General features: G+C 63.5%; 17 protein-coding genes and 1 pseudogene. 12 read left to right on the plus strand and 6 right to left on the minus strand.

Features of this window, described 5'->3' with window-relative positions; all coding sequences use genetic code 11:
• Positions 1–194 precede the first annotated feature (194 nt).
• The 5 genes from msrA to F3H96_RS19130 form a co-directional block, all read right to left on the minus strand.
• Complete coding sequence (gene msrA / locus F3H96_RS19110; protein WP_149803274.1) at positions 195–932, minus strand: peptide-methionine (S)-S-oxide reductase MsrA; 738 nt, start codon at positions 930–932, stop codon at positions 195–197.
• A gap of 221 nt (positions 933–1,153) precedes the next feature.
• Positions 1,154–1,408, minus strand: coding sequence for a hypothetical protein (locus F3H96_RS19115; RefSeq protein ID WP_149803275.1), 255 nt, complete (start codon positions 1,406–1,408; stop codon positions 1,154–1,156).
• Between the two features lie 89 nt (positions 1,409–1,497).
• Positions 1,498–2,196, minus strand: coding sequence for a DUF1223 domain-containing protein (locus tag F3H96_RS19120; protein ID WP_149803276.1), 699 nt, complete (start codon positions 2,194–2,196; stop codon positions 1,498–1,500).
• A 179-nt stretch (positions 2,197–2,375) separates the two neighbouring features.
• Positions 2,376–2,690 carry a DUF559 domain-containing protein gene (locus F3H96_RS19125; protein ID WP_149803277.1) on the minus strand — a complete coding sequence of 105 codons (315 nt, stop codon included), beginning with the start codon at positions 2,688–2,690 and terminating at the stop codon, positions 2,376–2,378.
• Between the two features lie 106 nt (positions 2,691–2,796).
• Positions 2,797–3,888 carry a TadE/TadG family type IV pilus assembly protein gene (locus F3H96_RS19130; RefSeq protein ID WP_149803278.1) on the minus strand — a complete coding sequence of 364 codons (1,092 nt, stop codon included), beginning with the start codon at positions 3,886–3,888 and terminating at the stop codon, positions 2,797–2,799.
• A 351-nt stretch (positions 3,889–4,239) separates the two neighbouring features.
• Here F3H96_RS19130 and lepA point away from each other — a divergent pair, with 351 nt between their 5' ends.
• The 12 genes and pseudogenes from lepA (at position 4,240) to F3H96_RS19200 (ending at position 17,146) form a co-directional block, all read left to right on the plus strand.
• On the plus strand, positions 4,240–6,045 hold the full coding sequence (lepA, locus tag F3H96_RS19135; RefSeq protein ID WP_149803279.1) for a translation elongation factor 4: 1,806 nt from the start codon (positions 4,240–4,242) through the stop codon (positions 6,043–6,045).
• 542 nt (positions 6,046–6,587) lie between these two features.
• On the plus strand, positions 6,588–7,388 hold the full coding sequence (locus tag F3H96_RS19145; protein ID WP_149803280.1) for a hypothetical protein: 801 nt from the start codon (positions 6,588–6,590) through the stop codon (positions 7,386–7,388).
• Entirely contained in the window at positions 7,385–8,596 is a 1,212-nt protein-coding gene (locus F3H96_RS19150; protein WP_149803281.1) for a hypothetical protein, read from the plus strand. Before F3H96_RS19145 ends, F3H96_RS19150 begins: the two co-directional genes overlap by 4 nt.
• A gap of 153 nt (positions 8,597–8,749) precedes the next feature.
• Positions 8,750–9,256 (plus strand): hypothetical protein, encoded by a 507-nt coding sequence (locus tag F3H96_RS30605; protein WP_188131456.1) that lies wholly within the window; start codon positions 8,750–8,752, stop codon positions 9,254–9,256.
• An 11-nt stretch (positions 9,257–9,267) separates the two neighbouring features.
• Positions 9,268–9,777, plus strand: coding sequence for a hypothetical protein (locus tag F3H96_RS19165; RefSeq protein ID WP_149803282.1), 510 nt, complete (start codon positions 9,268–9,270; stop codon positions 9,775–9,777).
• A 102-nt stretch (positions 9,778–9,879) separates the two neighbouring features.
• The gene (locus F3H96_RS19170; protein WP_149803283.1) at positions 9,880–10,227 is read left to right on the plus strand and encodes a hypothetical protein; all 348 of its coding nucleotides are present in this window, start codon (positions 9,880–9,882) and stop codon (positions 10,225–10,227) included.
• A 395-nt stretch (positions 10,228–10,622) separates the two neighbouring features.
• Entirely contained in the window at positions 10,623–10,994 is a 372-nt protein-coding gene (locus F3H96_RS19175; RefSeq protein ID WP_149803284.1) for a hypothetical protein, read from the plus strand.
• Between the two features lie 12 nt (positions 10,995–11,006).
• Positions 11,007–11,377 (plus strand): annotated as a pseudogene (locus F3H96_RS19180) (endonuclease domain-containing protein).
• A gap of 156 nt (positions 11,378–11,533) precedes the next feature.
• Positions 11,534–12,160, plus strand: a complete 627-nt coding sequence (locus F3H96_RS19185) for a CDGSH iron-sulfur domain-containing protein (RefSeq protein ID WP_149803285.1) — start codon at positions 11,534–11,536, stop codon at positions 12,158–12,160.
• Between the two features lie 142 nt (positions 12,161–12,302).
• The gene (locus F3H96_RS19190) at positions 12,303–12,704 is read left to right on the plus strand and encodes an endonuclease domain-containing protein (protein WP_348530068.1); all 402 of its coding nucleotides are present in this window, start codon (positions 12,303–12,305) and stop codon (positions 12,702–12,704) included.
• Positions 12,705–12,799: 95 nt separating this feature from the next.
• Complete coding sequence (locus F3H96_RS19195; protein ID WP_149803286.1) at positions 12,800–14,821, plus strand: hydantoinase/oxoprolinase family protein; 2,022 nt, start codon at positions 12,800–12,802, stop codon at positions 14,819–14,821.
• 144 nt (positions 14,822–14,965) lie between these two features.
• Entirely contained in the window at positions 14,966–17,146 is a 2,181-nt protein-coding gene (locus F3H96_RS19200; protein ID WP_149803287.1) for a malate synthase G, read from the plus strand.
• A gap of 40 nt (positions 17,147–17,186) precedes the next feature.
• Here F3H96_RS19200 and F3H96_RS19205 read toward each other — a convergent pair whose 3' ends face one another.
• Positions 17,187–17,537, minus strand: coding sequence for a GNAT family N-acetyltransferase (locus tag F3H96_RS19205; RefSeq protein WP_149803303.1), 351 nt, complete (start codon positions 17,535–17,537; stop codon positions 17,187–17,189).
• Positions 17,538–17,726 lie beyond the last annotated feature (189 nt).

The raw sequence follows: 17,726 nt of genomic DNA on the forward strand, positions 1-17,726 counted from the left end.
AAGCGGCGTCGCGCAGACCCTGGAATCCATGCCGTGACCTTGATCGTAGGATGCAGCGGAGCAGAATTTTGCACCGCTGCGGTGCGTCAAAGTCACGGCATGGATCCTCGGGTCTGCGCTGCGTCGCTGCGCTCCTTGCTCCGCCCGTGGATGACGACGTCGGGCCGATGCGGCCGCCTGCCAACCGCCCTTCGTCAGCTCTTGCTGGAGGCCAGCACCAGCACCGGCTTCTCGCTGTAGAGCTGCGGGAACAGCGACTTCAAATTCTCGATCTTGGGCAGGTCGTTGTAGACGATATAGGGATAGGTCGGGTTCAGCGTCAGGAAGTCCTGATGGTAATCCTCGGCCGGGTAGAAAGTCTTGCCGGTCTCGAGCGTGGTGACGATCGGCTTGCCGAACACCTTGGCCTTGTCGAGCTGGGCGATATAGCTCTCGGCGACCTTCTTCTGCTCGTCATTCTCGGCGAAGATCGTCGAGCGGTACTGCGTGCCGGAATCCGGCCCCTGGTAGTTGAGCTGCGTCGGATTGTGCGCGACCGAGAAATAGACCTGCAAGAGCTGGCCGTAGGTCACCTTCGACGGATCGTAGGTGATCTCGACCGATTCCGCATGCCCGGTGCGGCCGGTGCCGACGATCTCATAGACGGCGTTTTCGGCGTTGCCGCCGGTGTAGCCGGAAACGGCCTTGCTCACGCCCTTGACGTGCTGGAACACGCCCTGCACGCCCCAGAAGCAGCCGCCGGCGAAGATCGCCTTCTCGGTGCCGCTCGCCGCCTTTTCGTCCAAAGCCGGCGGCGGGATCACCACCGCGTCCTCGGCCGAGCGGGCCGGGCTCTGCCAGAAGACGGCCGCGGCGACCGCCGCAAAACCAAGCGCTGCCAGCGCGCCGCGGGCAAGCAATGGCCGCGCGGCCTTTGTCTCGATGCGGTTCATGTCCTGATCTCCTGTTGTTGTTCCAATATATACGAACGAAGCCGCCAAGGGGTTCTCACATTGCCGTGCGGCGGCGGCGCTCCCCCTCATCCGGCCCCTTCGGGCCACCTTCTCCCCGAGGGGAGAAGAGACTGGCGCCGGCGCCGGCAATCTCCTCTCCCCACCGGGGAGAGGTCAGCCGAGCGAAGCGGAGGCTGGGTGAGGGGCCGTCTGAGCCCGCCTTACTGAGCCGGAGCCATCGCATCCGTCGCCGGCTTCATCGCATCCGCGGCAGGCTTCATCGCCTCGGTGCTCATCGCGTCGGGCTTCGTGGCATCGGCCGGCTTCATGGCGTCCGTCGCCGGCTTCATGGCGTCGGTCGCCATTGCATTGGCAGGCTTCATCGCATTGGCCGTGTCGTCGGCGCGGGCGCCGGCAACGAAGACGGAAGCCGAAAGCGCGAAGGCCAGCGCCGGCAGCGTGAAGAACTTGGTCATGGATAGTCTCCTTGGGTTTTGGCGCGCGGATGCGGGCCTTGGTGAAGCGTTGCCGCTCTCATGCGGCCCCGCGCGAAGGGAAAGAAAAATCAGTTGGCGGCAGCGGCCAGGATCGGTCCGCCATGCGGCGCCTGCACCAGCACCGCGGTGCTCAAGCCGCCGGTTGCCGCCGGCAGCGGCAGCGTCGTCGCCTGGCCGTTCCAGCTGCCGAGCCGTTGCAGCGCGTGCACGACATTGGCATGCGGCAGCGTGCGCCCGGTGTTCTCGCCACGCGCCACCGGCACCTCGACGACGCCTTTGTCGTAGCGCACCAGCCAGATGTCGGCCGCGCCGCGCGGCGCCTTGCCGGCACCGATGCTGACCTTGCCGTTGCCCAGCGCAAGCTCCGGACCTTGCGTGTGGCCGCCTTTGGCAATCAGGCTCTGGATCTCGCCCGGCGCCGCGCCGACGCCATCCTGGCTGCCGTTCACCACCACCTGCGGCGTGAACGGCCCGTCATGGCCGAGCGGCGGCTCGTAAGTCACCTGGCGCTCGGTGAATTCCTTGCGCCCGAACGTGTCCTTCCAGCCGAGATAGTCCCAGTAGGTGACGTTGAACGACAGCGCCAGCACGCCCGGCTGGTCCTTGACCTTGATCAGGTTGGCATTGGCCGGCGGACAGGACGAGCAGCCCTGGCTGGTGAACAACTCGACCACGGTGAGCGGTTGTGCCGAGGCGGCGCCGAGCGTTGCGGCAAGAGCCGCGCCGGCGAGCAGCGCTCTGCCGATCCTGGTCTTCAATCCGGTCATGGGAAGCAGTCTCCGTAGCGGGGTAATGCTCCCATTTCGCCGTGGCGCGGAGGTTCGTTACAGGCTTCACCGGTTTGTGATAGGGGGCTTTCCCTTCTCCCCTTGTGGGAGAAGGTGGATCGGCGCGCAGCGCCGAGACGGATGAGGGGTGCTCCAGCGGAGTGAGGCGTCGATCTTGCTCACCGCCAGGGCTTCAGGACATCGTCGTTCCAGAAGCGCAAGACCCGAAATCCTCTTGCCTTCAACTCAGCTCCGCGAGCCAAATCCGATTCCGAGTCGGCGTGCTGGCTACCGTCGATCTCGACAATCAGGCGCGCTTGGAGGCAAGCGAAATCGGCAACGTACTTTCCGATAGGCACTTGCCGACGAAACTTGATCCGATCGAGTCTGCGGTCGCGCAACTCCTGCCACAGCTTGCTCTCCGCTTCCGTCATTTCGCGGCGGAGCGTGCGGGCAAAACGGCGCTTGGCTTGGGTAATCGGCTGATGCGGCACGCTGCGAGATTAGCCCACCGCTGCGTTCCGTCCAGCACCCCTCATCCGTCTCGGCGCTGCGCGCCGATCCACCTTCTCCCACAAGGGGAGAAGGAGAAGTCGCGCCCTACTGCGTCAGCACGGTCTGCGACGGGCGCTGGTTGTAGTCGCACTTGCCCTGCACGGTGTAGAAGAAGTCGGCGTTGGTGTAGGCCGCCGGCACGGCGTTGCCGCCGTCCTCCCAGGCCTGGTAGCCCGGCTGGCCGCAGGGCACGGCGGTGAAGATGTCGACGGTCTGGCCGGCAGCGACTTCCGGCATGTCGGTCGCGCTGGTGCCGATATAGAGCCGGTTCGAGGTGGTCGGATCGTTCGATTTCAGCACTTTCGGGTTGCCCGAGGGCACGTCCATTTCGAGATAGAGCTTGTCCATCTGGCTGACGTCGATCACCGCCCCCGCGCCATTGGCCGGATAGAACGTGTCGGCGCAGGAATAGGTCGTGCCGTAGCTGTCGGTCTGGATGACCGAGCCGGACGGCAGGTTCTTCTGCAGGCTCTTCAGCGTGCCGGTGGTGCACACCTGCTTCTGCACCAGGGTGGAGGTGGCCCCATTGACTGTGTTCACGACGGTGGTGCCGTAGCCCTTCGGATCGCCATACCCATTATAGGTGTAGGTGATCGTCATCAGCTTCTGCGCGGTGGTGTCGCCGAACCTGGTGCCGTAGAGCGTCATGGTCTTGCCCCAGTAGCCCGACACCTTCGTCACCTTGAACGTGGTCTGCACCAGCGCCGGCTTCTTGCGCACCGACGAGCCGACGCCAACCTGGACCGAGTCGATGCGCGCGACCTGCATGAACGTGGTCGGCATCGGGTAGCTTGCCGTGGCGGTGAAGGTCGCGGTGCCGGAACTGTCGACATTGACGCCCGTCAGCGTCGCCGTGCCCTGCCCGCTGTTCGCCGCATAGGCCTGCTGCAGCGCCGTCTGGCGGTCGCCGAGCGATGTCGTGGTGGGCAGCGTGGTGAGCGAGATGATCGCGGCGTCGAGCGCGTTCTGCATGTCGCTTCGGGTCGTCGCCGCCGAGGTGTAGTCGACCGAGAAGCCGATCGCCGCCACCAGCGGGATCGACAGCAGCACCATCATCGGCATGATCGAGCCGTCGCGGCGCGCCAGGAAGCGCCCGGCCACCGCGGCCAGGCTGAACTTTCGAACAAAACGCAACATTTCAGGGCCTTCGTCGTCTCGGGCAGCAAGCCGGTTACCATCCGGGCGCGAAGCATGCACGAGAGCGGTGCATGAATGTTTAAGCGGTTTTGAATATTTCGTGAGCGGGAGGTGAAGGGGCGCTCTTCCCTTCGCCCCGTTTACGGGGAGAAGGTGGATCGGCGCGCAGCGCCGAGACGGATGAGGGGTGAGTCGACGATGATCTTCGTCATCTGAGGCGCGCCATGGGCTCACCCGTCCACGACGGACTCACCCCTCATCCGCCCTTCGGGCACCTTCTCCCCGCAAGCGGGGCGAAGGAAAAGCCCCCACAGCTTGCCCCTCAACCCCGCCCCTGCTAAAGCGCGGCGCATGACGACGCCCCTAGACCACATCCGAAATTTCTCCATCGTCGCGCATATCGACCATGGCAAATCCACGCTTGCCGACCGGCTGATCCAGCTCACCGGCGGGCTGGAGGCGCGCGACATGAAGGAGCAGGTGCTGGACTCGATGGACATCGAGCGCGAGCGCGGCATCACCATCAAGGCCCAGACGGTGCGGCTGAAATACCGCGCGGACAATGGCGAGGACTATATCCTCAACCTCATCGACACGCCCGGCCATGTCGACTTCGCCTATGAGGTGTCGCGTTCGCTCGCCGCCTGCGAGGGCTCGCTGCTGGTGGTCGACGCCAGCCAGGGCGTCGAGGCGCAGACCTTGGCCAATGTCTACCAGGCCATCGACAACAACCACGAGATCGTCGTGGTGCTGAACAAGGTCGACCTGCCGGCGGCCGAGCCCGAGCGCATCCGCGAGCAGGTCGAGGAGGTGATCGGCATCGACGCCTCCAACGCCGTGCTGATCTCGGCCAAGACCGGCCTTGGCATTCCCGAGGTGCTGGAGGCGATCGTCCACCAGCTGCCGCCGCCGCGCGAGGGCGACATCAAGGCGCCGCTCAAGGCGATGCTGGTCGATAGCTGGTACGACGCCTATCTCGGCGTCATCGTGCTGGTGCGCATCATCGACGGCGTTCTGAAGAAGGGCCAGACCATCCGCATGATGGGCACCGGCGCCAAGTATCTGGTCGAGCGCACCGGCGTCTTCACCCCGGCCCGCGTCAATGTCGACGAGCTCGGCCCCGGCGAGTTCGGCTTCTTCACCGGCTCGATCAAGGAAGTGGCCGACACCCGCGTCGGCGACACCATCACCGAGGACAAGCGCCCGACGACGCAGGCCCTGCCCGGCTTCAAGCCGGCGCAGCCGGTGGTGTTCTGCGGCCTGTTCCCGGTCGACGCCGCCGATTTCGAGGATTTGCGCGCCGCCGTCGGCAAATTGCGCCTCAACGACGCGTCCTTCTCCTATGAGATGGAAACCTCCGCCGCGCTCGGCTTCGGCTTCCGCTGCGGCTTCCTCGGCCTGTTGCACCTGGAGATCATCCAGGAGCGGCTGGAGCGCGAGTTCAACCTCGACCTCATCGCCACAGCGCCGTCGGTCGTCTACCGCATGAACCTCAATGACGGCACGGTGAAGGAACTGCATAACCCGGCCGACATGCCCGACGTGGTCAAGATCGCCTCGATCGAGGAGCCATGGATCCGCGCCACCATCCTCACCCCGGACGACTATCTCGGCGGGATTCTAAAACTCTGCCAGGACAGGCGCGGCATCCAGGCCGACCTCTCCTATGTCGGCAAGCGCGCCATGCTGACCTACGATTTGCCGCTCAACGAGGTCGTGTTCGATTTCTATGATCGCCTGAAGTCAATCTCCAAGGGCTACGCCTCCTTCGACTATCATTTGACCGACTACCGCGAGGGCGACCTGGTCAAGATGTCGATCCTGGTCAATGACGAGCCGGTCGACGCGCTGTCGATGCTGGTGCACCGGTCGGCGGCGGAAAAGCGCGGCCGCCAGATGTGCGAGAAGCTGAAGGAGCTGATCCCGCAGCATCTCTTCAAGATCCCGATCCAGGCCGCGATCGGCGGCCGCATCATCGCCCGCGAGACCGTCTCGGCGCTCAGGAAGGACGTCACCGCCAAATGCTACGGCGGCGACGTGACCCGCAAGCGCAAGCTGCTCGACAAGCAGAAAGAAGGCAAGAAGCGGATGCGCCAGTTCGGCAAGGTGGATATCCCGCAGGAAGCGTTTATCCAGGCGCTGAAGATGGGCGATTGAGAAGCCTCTAACGAAATGGGCCAAAGACTTGGCCGCTACATTTGACAGACCCGTTGGCGTGGCTGGCACAACTGGACTATGGTCCCTGAGCGGGAGGGGTGTCGAATGTGGATAGATCTGAAGTCAACGCGGACTAGCGACGAAGGGCGGACTGCGAAGGGCGAGCTTAAGATGTCCAAGCCAGAGATGAACAAATCTGGCAACGTAGTGGTCCGCGCCAAGGGCGACAGAGCCCCCAGTCAGCATACGCCAGCAACAGAGTACGTTCTGCAATTGGATATGGAGCCCGAAGAGGTAGCTGCGATCTTCAGATTCTTGGTGAAGTCGAGCGACAGGTCCGACGACTTCAAGCGGATTGCCTTCGCTGTAGTGGAGGAACTAGTCCGTTAGCGGGGTCCTGGTACGGCGGCGACGTCACCCGCAAGCGCAAGCTGCTCGACAAGCAGAAAGAGGGCAAGAAGCGGATGCGGCAGTTCGGCAAGGTGGATATCCCGCAGGAGGCGCTTATCCAGGCGTTGAAGATGAGGGATTGAGGAGGGCGCATGCCCAAGCTTACCGGCGGTAGGCCTGCATTTAGAAGGTGGGTGGACGGGCATGCATCCCCAAAATGGGGGCTGATGCCTCTAACTCATGTTACGAAGGGCATAGTCGCCGAAGACATCATCGAGTCCGATGCTGTTGCCGTAGGCGACTGCGATGTCTTCAACGAACCACTCGCATACCTATTCTACGGCCGACCCGCTTACCGGGTAGCCGGCGATGGTGTTATAAAGGTGGAGGCGGCCTGCCCCTTCTGTTTCGTGTTTGATGCAGCGCTTATCTCGAAAGCTAAGGCTATCTTTCCATTCGACACTGGCGCCTTTTCCAAGCGGCTGTATAGTCGAATCCTTTTGGAGGAGATGGCTCTTGAAGATTTTAGCTTAGAAACAGACACGACCCGCCCTAATCGGATCCTCGCCGAGGTCTTCGAAAGTAGACGAGGGTATTTCGACGGCGATATTTCGAAGATCAATGCATCAAAAGCGGCCCAGTCGTGGGATTTTCATGCTCGAGCCTATTTAGATCTACTGGCGTCGCCGGGGCGCAATGAGCCCGACGATAGGGTGTGCTCTATCGAGGTGATTTTTGGTGAACCCATCCCGTTACGTGGCAATTTGTTGGCTGCTATCGTCCCTCATACTCTTTGGGAGGACGACAAACGGGCGCCATGGCTGGAAAAGTTAGCTCAGAGTAACGTGACAATTAGCCCCTATGTCTTCGTGCCAGGGCGCCATCCAGAGTATTACCAAGCGCAGCTCGAAGCGTCTGTCAAAGAGCTATACGTATCGTGGGGTGCTTTATGAGCAAATCCCATGAATTTTTTGCGGTTGGTTGCATTCCTTTTCAGGGAGATCGTACGGGTTTCGCTCTACCGATATTGAGAACTGTTAGAAATCCGCAGAGTAATTTCGTCCAGGAAATTGACGAGCTGACAGGTAAAATTGCGAGGTTTCTAGAGCTCGGTGATATTGCCGAGAAGATCATACTCTCCAGCAGTGATCTTGCGGTGAAGGCAGGTGACGAGCAAGTCTTAGCCTTCGTCACGGAGGACGGGCTATGCCATATCGGCACCGCTGGCGCTATCTCGCCTATACTGAGATCATTCGTAGTCAGATTTCCGGAGCGGCATTCTGTTGCGTTGCAAATAGCGGAGCTTATTGGAGACGCGCACGAGAAGAAGCGGGCTCGTGTTGCAATGCGCGAACAGGTGGCCAAGGCAACGGGAGCCCGTTCTGCCCGTGCCTACTATGAAGGATCGGCTCTGCGATCAGCGGTCTGGGCTAATCTCTTGGCAGCAGCTCCAAGCGGAGAGGTCGCAAGGCGCATCTTGGGCGCACGTGCGCGAATAGGAGCCTCAGTGAATGCCGATGGTGGCTTGCAACTTCACCTTGAGGCGCTTGCCCAATCTGACAGAGCCTTGATCGATGAAGAAAGGCTGAAAAGGGCGATACTTGCTGAATTTGCAATAGTTTCTGGAGAAACTGGAGATCGAGGTCCATCGAGTATCGATGGCGACAGAATTCAAACAGGTCGGGTCACGGAATTGTTGACAAGAGTGCGGCACGCACCTCGGCAAGAAGAACGAATTGCAATTCTTATAAGCGGCATTCTTGACAATAAGTCGGTTGGAACGTCTGCATTGTTGCAATATGGGAGAGATCGAGCAAAATTCGCAAATCGTGCGCTGGAGAAGGTTAGAGAGTATCTCGTTCAAACAAATATTCCAAGCAAGAAGCTCGGATTGCCGGCCGCCAAGTTGGTATCTGACTTATACGAGATGCAATATCCGGCCAATAGGGGTAGTTTTCTTATGTATTTCGCAAAACACCTGTCAAAATGGCCAGAAATAAACCGTGAAATTGAGACAAGACTGTTTAGGACGAGAAGTATCTTCGTGGAGTATCTCCGCCCAACAATCGAGGAATTTTTGGGCAAGAGATCAAGCTCCAAGGAAGCGAACTTTGATTTGCCGCTTTTCGCGTCTCGAACTAGCGACGATCCGAGCAAGTGATCGAAGGAATGACGCACGAGATCATTGCTATCTGATCAATCAGCAGGTGAGTGAAGGCATTCAACAATTCCAACAAACTCGCCAAGGATCGTTCGATCACCTTCACCTTCCTTTCTCCTCATTGTATCCTCTCCCGGCTTGGGGAGACATCACATGCGCTCCGACACCATCCCCGCAATCGGCCTCGCCATCGGCGGTGCTTTTGGCCTAGGCGGCACTTTCGTTGCGAGCGACGCGCTGCGCGAGACGCTGTGGGCCATCGATGGCGTGGCGCTGGTCGTGGCCGCCGCGCTGCTCACCCTGAAATACCAGCGGCTGGGCAATGATCTCGTCGCGGCCGGCTTCCTCGTCTTCCTTGCCGGCGAAAGCCTGCTTCTGGCCGGCAATGCGGCGGGGCTGCAGGCGAGCGTTCCTTCCTATCTCGGCGGCATCTCGCTCTGGGCGGCTGCATTGGTGCTGATCAGCGCGCCGAAAACCTTCGCGCTCTGGATACGGATCACCGGCTTCATCGCCGCCGCGCTCTTCGCCGTCTCGGTGTTTGCCGCCCTTTGGGGCATGCCGCTCTTGCCCACCTCGGCGCCGCTGCCGGCGATCGGCTATCCGTTCCTGGTCCTCACCTTCATCGGCTGGATCTGGACGCTGCTGAAATCCGAGCGCTGAGCGCGAAGGCGATGCCTGCCCCGCTCGAAATCCGCAACAGCCCGTCGGGAAAGATCCTTCCCGCCGTCGGGCCGTTCCTGCTCGGCGGCATTTTCGGCTTCGGCGCGCTGCAGGGCGTGGCCTCGGGCGCGGGCGGCGGGCATGTGCTGGTCATCGCGCTGCTTTCGGCCGCCTGCCTCGGGCTCGGCGCATCAATCGCCCGCGGCGCCTTCGACACGTCGGTCAAGGTGACGCTGAACAGCCAGGGTTTCCGCGATGCTCGCGCCGGCGACGTGCTGGTGCCGTGGAGCAAGGTCAGAAGCCTGCGCCTCGCCACCGGCGGCAAGGGCGCGGCGATGCTCAATTTCGAGCTCACCGAGGAGCCGCCCGACGCAATCAGATATTCCTCCGCCAACGCCTTCGGCCTGATGCCCTTCGGCAAGACCATCGTGCACATGGAAATCTCCTCGCTCGACGTGCACGGCCAGGACATGGTGGACGCGGTGAAGATATTCGCGCCGCATGTGGCGGTGCGGCGCTGAGCCTTCCCAGGGGAAAGCGGAGGCGCTGAAGCCGCTAATCTCCCCCACAAGGGGGGAGATTACGCACTCCACCCGTGCTCTACTCCCTCCGGGGACCTCACCATGATTCGCGCTCTGCTCGCCTTCCTCCTGCTCACCTCTCCGGCCTTCGCCGCCGACATGTCGGTCTTCGTCCGCAACCAGCGCTCGGACGGCGTCGCGGTGGAGCTGTTCAGTCGCGACAGCGAAAAAGTCTGGCCGGGCGACGACAAGGTGTTCCTCATCCGGCCGAAGGCGAAGAAGTCCGTGCCGATCTCCTGCGAGCCGGGCGAGCACATCTGCTGGGGCGCCTGGGTCGTCGGCAATGACAAGGTCACCGCCGGCGTCGGCCCAGACAACGACCAGCCCTGCGACACCTGCTGCTTCATCTGCACCGAGCACTCGACCGAGACGGTCGATCTAGCGGAGTGAGCGGCGCCTTCCCCTTCTCCCCTGTGGGGTGAGAAGCGGTCCGCCTTGGCGGACGAAAAGCCAATTGCTTGGCTTTTCGAGCTCGAACGCCCTGAGCCTACGAAGGGCTGGGTGGTGGCCGCGAAGCGGCCGGATGAGGGGTGTTGGAAGGAATGAGGCGCTGGCGATCTGGCACGATACGGCGCTGGTGGCGAACGTCTTCGCCAGGCTGGAGCACCCCTCATCCGTCTCGGCGCTGCGCGCCGAGCCACCTTCTCCCACAAGGGGAGAAGGCAAGGTCGCGCCAATCGCCCCAATTTCAGTCAGCTATTTTCGTCGCCGCCCCTTGGCATCGGCTCCCGCCATGCCATCATCCCGCGTCGGCCGTGGGGGCCGATTCGACCTTGGGGGTTCTCATGTCCATCCTTTTCTCGCGCCGCGCCGCCGCGGTGCTTTCCCTTGCCATTCTCATTGCGCCTGCCGCTCAAGCCGGCGACGTCACCTTCCAGATCAAGAACAGCCATCCCAACGCCATGCGCATCGAGCTCTACAGCCAGGACCGCGACTATGTCTGGCCGGGCGATGGCAAGGATTTCTTTCTCGACGACGGCGAGACCAAGCAACTGCCGATCTCGTGCAACGAGGGCGAGAAGATCTGCTACGGCGCCTGGGTCGATGGCGACGAGAGCACCTATTGGGGCGTCGGCCCCAACAACAAGGAAACCTGCGACGACTGCTGCTACACCTGCAGCGGCGGCCAGACCGAGGAGATCGAGCTGGCCGAATGAGGGGCGAGGCGTATGCCGCATCGACCCGGAACTCCGGTCAAACGAAATTTCGCCCGCGCGATGCGCCGCGAACCGACGGAGGCAGAAGGCCGCCTGTGGCACGAATTACGTGGCCGCCGTCTGGACAAGATCAAGTTCAGGCGGCAGGTGCCGATTAGACGGTTCGTGGCGGATTTTGTCTGCGCCGAGGCCAGGCTAATCGTTGAAATCGACGGCAGCCAGCATGCGAAGCAGCGCCGCGACCAGGAGCGTGACGCCGAACTGAAGGCCAGGGATTTCGCGTGCTGCGTTTCTGGAACGACGATGTGCTGAAGGAACTGGACGAGGTCTGCGACACCATTATTGCGTATGTGAGGGATGAGAATTTGCAGCCTTGGCGGTGATGTCTTCGCCAAGCTGGAGCACCCCTCATCCGTCTCGGCGCTACGCGCCGAGCCACCTTCTCCCACACGGGGAGAAGGGGAAGCTGTTCCACCGGCCAGCTTGACGCCGTTCCCGCCGCCGCCCTAGCCTAGCGATCACCCACCAGGAGAAGAGCCATGGCAGGCACGGTCGAAGGCGAGAAGATCGACGTTTCTTTCACCGGCAAGCGCTGCATCCATTCGCGCAATTGCGTGCTCGGCAATCCGCATGTCTTCGTGCCCAATGCGCCGGGCGAGTGGATTCACCCGGATGCGGCGAGCGTCGAGAAGGTGGTGGCGCTGGCGGAGAATTGTCCCTCGGGCGCCATCACCTACAGCAGAAAGGATGGCGGGCCGCAGGAGAAGCCGCCGGTGGTCAACACGGTGCGCGTCCGCGAAAACGGCCCGCTGGCGGTGCATGCTGAGATCGTGCTGGGCGACGAGACCTTGTTCCGCGCCACGCTCTGCCGCTGCGGCTTGTCGCAGAACAAGCCGTTCTGCGACAACAGCCACATCAAGGCGGGCTTTGCCGCCACCGGCGAGCCGCCGCTGAAGGAAGCGCAGGTGCTGGAAGCGCGGGACGGCCCGCTCAACGTGACCCCCACCGTCAACGGCCCGCTGAAGGTCGAAGGCAATGCCGAGATCGTCACCGGCACCGGCCACACCATCGCCCGCACCACAAAAGTCTTCCTCTGCCGCTGCGGCCATTCGGCCAACAAGCCGTTCTGCGATGGCTCGCATAAAAGGGTGGGCTTCGTGGGGTGAAGCTGCCAATCTCCCCCCTCGTGGGGGAGATGTCCGGCAGGACAGAGGGGGGCGCCGTAGAGTGCGAACCTTAACAATCGCCGAGCGATACAAATGCCCCATACGCCACTGCCGCCAAAAACACCGCGCCAACGCCAGATCAATGCGCAAGGTGATGACAGTAGCCGAATTGAAGCTCTGGAACGAGCTTCGTGCCCATCGGTTGATGGGCCTTGGCTTTCGGCGCCAGTTTCCGATCGCCGGATTTATCGTGGATTTCGCTTGCCCGGAGAAGAAGCTCGTCGTCGAGGTCGACGGGTCTCAGCACGAAGAAGCCGATGCTGTTGCAAGCGATGAGGCACGGACTGCAAGGTTGGAGAAAGATGGCTGGACCGTCCTGCGGTTCTGGAACCACGATGTCATTCGCGACATCGGCAATGTTTGCCAGCATATCGTGATCGTGACCGGGCTCGGAACTCCGTCCCAACAGCGCGGTCAGGTCGGCGGGACAGCGCCCCCCTCTGCCCTGCCGGGCATCTCCCCCACGAGGGGGGAGATTGGCTAACCTCCACTGGCCCATCTCTCCCGCCTTTATCCGCAACCCCGTATCGGCTAAGGGGCGGGCACCAAACCCCGTTTCCCTGGACTTGCCGCGCAAAAATGACCGCCAAGCTTCACCCTCTCTTCCTCGGCATCGACACCGGCGGCACCTACACCGATGCCGTGCTGTGGTCGGAGGAGGGCGGGCCCAAGGGAAAAGTTCTGGCCAAGGCCAAGTCGCTGACCACGCGCCATGATCTCGCCGTCGGCATTTCCGGCGCGGTGGACGCGGTGCTGGAAAAATCCGGCACCGACCCGGCCGCCATCAAGCTGGTCTCGATGTCGACCACTTTGGCCACCAACGCGCTGGTCGAGGGCCAGGGCGGGCGCGTGGCGCTGGTCATGATCGGCTTTTCCGAGGCCGACCTTGCCCGCGACGGGTTGAAGACGGCTTTAGGCACCGATCCGGTGGTGTTCTGCCCCGGCGGCCATGACGTGCATGGCAATGCGGCGAAGCTCGACCTCTCCGGGCTCGAGGCGGCGCTGCCGGAGCTTGGGCGTTCGGTGTCGGGCTTTGCCATCTGCGCCTATTTCGCCACCCGCAATCCGGCGCATGAACTCGCGGCCCGCGACCTGATCCGCGACAAGACCGGCCTGCCGGTCACCGCCAGCCACGAGCTGTCGGCCAAGCTGGGCGGCCCGCGCCGCGCCCTGACCACCTTGCTCAACGCCCGCCTGATCTCGATGATCGACCGGCTGGTCGCGGCGACCGAGGGCTTTCTGGCCAAGCGCGGCATTGCAGCACCGCTTATGGTGGTGCGTGGCGATGGCGCGCTGGTCTCAGCGGCCTTTGCCCGCCAGCGGCCGATCGAGACCATCCTTTCCGGCCCGGCCGCCAGCCTTGTCGGCGCCCGCCACATGACCGGGCTGGACGACGCAATGGTCTCGGATATCGGCGGCACCACGACCGACGTCGCCGTGCTCGACGGCGGCCGGCCGCGGCTCGATCCGGAAGGCGCCACCGTCGGCGGTTTTCGCACCATGGTCGAGGCGGTGGCCATGCGCACCTTCGGCCTCGGCGGCGATTCCGAAGTCGCGCTGGAGGACGGCGCGCTCGACCCGAAGATCCTGCTTGGGCCGCGCCGCCTTGTGCCGCTGGCGCTGGCCGGCATGGCGCATGGCGAGGCGGTGACGGCCGAGCTCGACCGGCAGCTGCGCGCGCCGAACCCCGGCCGCATGGACGGACGTTTTGCCGTGCGCACCGGTGTGCCGGACCGGCTCGCCGCCGGCCTCACCGCGCCGGAAGCGAAACTCTACGAAGCGATCGGCGCGGCGCCGCTGGCGCTCGACAGGCTGCTCTCTTCGAATGCCCAGAACGCCACGCTGAACCGGCTGGTCGCGCGGGGGCTGGTGCACATCTGCGGCTTCACGCCGTCCGACGCCGCCCATGTGCTCGGCAAACAGGCCAATTGGGACGCCGCAACCGCCCGGCTCGGCGCCGAGCTCTTCGCCCGCCGGCGCGACGGCCGCGGCCAGGCGATCGCTGCGACGCCGGAAGCGCTCGCCGAGCGCGTGCTGGTGACGCTGACCCGCTGGTCGGCCGAGTACATCCTCGAAACCGCCTTCGCTGAGGACGGGCTGGACGGCGCCACTACCGTCGCGCATGCGCTGGTGCAGCGCGCGGTCGACGCCCATCCCGGCATTGCCCGCTTCACGGTCGCCCTCGACCGCCCTGTCATCGGCCTCGGCGCCTCCGCGCCGCTGCACTATGCGGGCCTGCCGCCGCTGGTCGGTAATGGCTGCATCGTGCCGGAGGACACCGACGTCGCCAACGCGCTCGGCGCCGTGGTCGGTCAGGTGCGCGTCTCGGCCGAAGCTCGCGTCAGCCAGCCCAAGGAAGGCCTGTTCCGCCTCGCCTCCGGCCAGACGGTGCGCGACTTCACCGACGAGGACAAGGCGATCGCCGCGGCCGAGGCGGACGTGCGCGCGATCGCCGCCCAACGCGCCAGGGACGCCGGCACCGACAATGCGGAGATCGACGTTGCCGCCGAGTTCAAGGTCTCGACCGTCGAGGGCCAGCGAATGTTCATCGAGGCGCATGTGGTGGCGGTGGCTTCGGGCAGGCCGAGGATTGCGATGTGAGGCGCCGCCCCCCTTCTCCCACAAGGGGAGAAGGGAAAGTCGCGCGGACCTCCACCCTAAGCCGAATTGACCCCGCAACCCCAAACATGCCAAAGGCCCCCGAGCCAGCTAACTAGGCAAAGCCCACCATCTGGAGAAGCCCTGATGACCGACCGCATCGAGATCGCCGGTTTGCAGATCGCCCGGGAGCTCCATGATTTCGTGGCCGAAGAGGCAGCAGTCGGCACCGGCATCGGCCCGGAAAAATTCTGGAACGGGTTTTCCGCCATCGTCCATGATCTTGCGCCTAAGAACCGCGCGCTGCTAGCCAAGCGCGACGCCATGCAGGAAAAGCTCGACGGCTGGTACCGCGAGCACGGCGCGCCGCTGGACATGGACGCCTACAAGAACTTCCTCAAGGAGATCGGCTATCTGGTGCCGGAAGGCCCGGCCTTCAGCGTCTCGACCGAGCATGTCGATCCGGAAATCGCCGTCGTCGCCGGGCCGCAGCTGGTCGTGCCGGTGATGAACGCGCGCTATGCGCTCAACGCCGCCAATGCGCGCTGGGGCTCCCTCTATGACGCGCTCTACGGCACCGACGCCATTCCCGAGACGGGCGGCGCCGAGAAGGGCAAGGGTTTCAACCCCACGCGCGGCGCGAAAGTCATCGCCTGGGCCAGGGATTTCCTCGACCAGTCGGTGCCGCTGACGACAGGCAAATGGGCCGGCGTCAACGGGCTCTCGGTCGCCAATGGCGCGCTGAAGGCCGGCGAGGGCGCCGGCGCCACCACGCTCGCCGATCCAAAACAGTTCGCCGGCTATCGCGGCGACGCCGCCAATCCGGAAGCCCTGCTTCTGGTCAGGAACGGCCTGCATATCGAGATCGTCATCGATCGCGCCAACCAGATCGGCAGGACCGATCCGGCCGGCATCGCCGACGTCATCCTGGAATCGGCCCTGACCACCATCCAGGACTGCGAGGATTCGATCGCCGCCGTGGATGCCGAGGACAAGGTCGTCGTCTATCGCAACTGGCTCGGCCTGATGAAGGGCGACCTTGCCGAAGAGATCACCAAGGGCGGCAAGACTTTTGTCCGCAAGCTCAACCCGGACCGCCGCTTTACCGCGCCCAATGGCGGCCAGCTGTTGCTGCCCGGCCGCGCGCTGATGCTGGTCAGGAATGTCGGCCACCTGATGACCAATCCGGCGATCATCGACCGCGACGGCCATGAGGTGCCGGAAGGCATCATGGATGCCGCGCTCACCGCGCTGATCGCGCTGCACGATGTCGGCGAAAACGGCCGCCGCGCCAATTCCCGCGCCGGCTCGATGTATGTGGTGAAGCCGAAGATGCACGGGCCGGAAGAGGTCGCCTTCGCCGTCGAGATTTTCGACCGTGTCGAGGCCCTGCTCGGCATGTCCAGGAACACCATCAAGATGGGCATCATGGACGAGGAGCGGCGCACCACGGTCAACCTCAAGGAAGCGATCCGCGCGGCCAGGGAACGCGTCGTGTTCATCAACACCGGCTTCCTCGACCGCACCGGCGACGAGATCCACACCTCGATGGAAGCCGGCCCGATGATCCGCAAGGGCGACATGAAGCAGGCCGCCTGGATTTCCGCCTACGAGGCATGGAATGTCGACATAGGGCTGGAATGCGGGCTGGCCGGCCATGCGCAGATCGGCAAGGGCATGTGGGCGATGCCGGATCTGATGGCGGCCATGCTGGTTGAGAAGATCGCGCATCCCAGGGCCGGCGCCAACACCGCCTGGGTGCCCTCGCCGACGGCCGCGACCCTGCATGCCACGCATTACCACCAGGTCGACGTGCATGCCGTGCAGGCGGCGCTGAAGAACCGGCCGAAGGCCAGGCTCGACGACATTTTGTCGGTGCCGGTCGCCGTGCGGCCGAACTGGACGCCGGACGAGATCCAGCGCGAGCTCGACAACAACGCGCAAGGCATCCTGGGCTACGTCGTGCGCTGGATCGACCAGGGTGTCGGCTGCTCGAAAGTGCCCGATATCAACGATGTCGGCCTGATGGAGGACCGCGCGACGCTGCGCATCTCCTCGCAGCACATCGCCAACTGGCTGCGCCACAAGGTGTGCTCCGAGATCCAGGTCAGGGATTCGCTGCAGCGCATGGCGGCGATCGTCGACCGCCAGAATGTCGGCGATCCGCTATACCGGCCGATGGCGCCGGATTTCGACAATTCCATCGCCTTCCAGGCCGCCTGCGACCTGGTGTTCAAGGGCACGAACCAGCCCAATGGGTACACCGAGCCGGTGCTGCATGCCAGGCGGCTCGAGCTGAAGGCACGCGACAGGCAGGACTCTGCCTGAGTCTGCTGGCTTGCCGCCGGCTGGTCGGTGGTTGCGGCCCTCACCCGCCTTTGATCGCGCGCGACAGAAAGACGTCCGTATGTCGGACATGCGCCGGCGTCGCGCGGAACGGAGCGCAGGGGCTGAAGCCGAACGCCTCGTACACGGCAACGGCACTTTTCATGTAGAAGGTCGTGTGGATCAGCACCATGCGGGCTGAACCCTTCTCGATTTCCGCCAACGCGGCACTCATCAGCGCCCGGCCTACGCCCTGCCCGCGAAAGGATGCGTCGACGAAGAACTTGTGAAGCTCCACCGTGTCGTCGCCGAACCGGTCGAAGGCGAGGCAGCCCGCCGGCACGTAGCCCGATCGCCCAATGAAGGCCATGGCATCCGGCACGCCGAATTGCATCGCCAATTTATGGCCGCTGGTTTCAGGCTGGAAGAGCGTCCTTATATCCTCCTCCGAGACACCATGCGGCGCCGACGCGTCGACATCCCATTGCGCTAGAGCACGTCCTGTGATCGATGAATCGATTGTGATGTGACGGCTGCGTTTTGTGCTGATTCAACATCCATCTCGATGGAGGTTGACGATGGG

Source organism: Mesorhizobium sp. NFR06, from assembly GCF_900115245.1.
GTDB lineage: Bacteria > Pseudomonadota > Alphaproteobacteria > Rhizobiales > Rhizobiaceae > Mesorhizobium.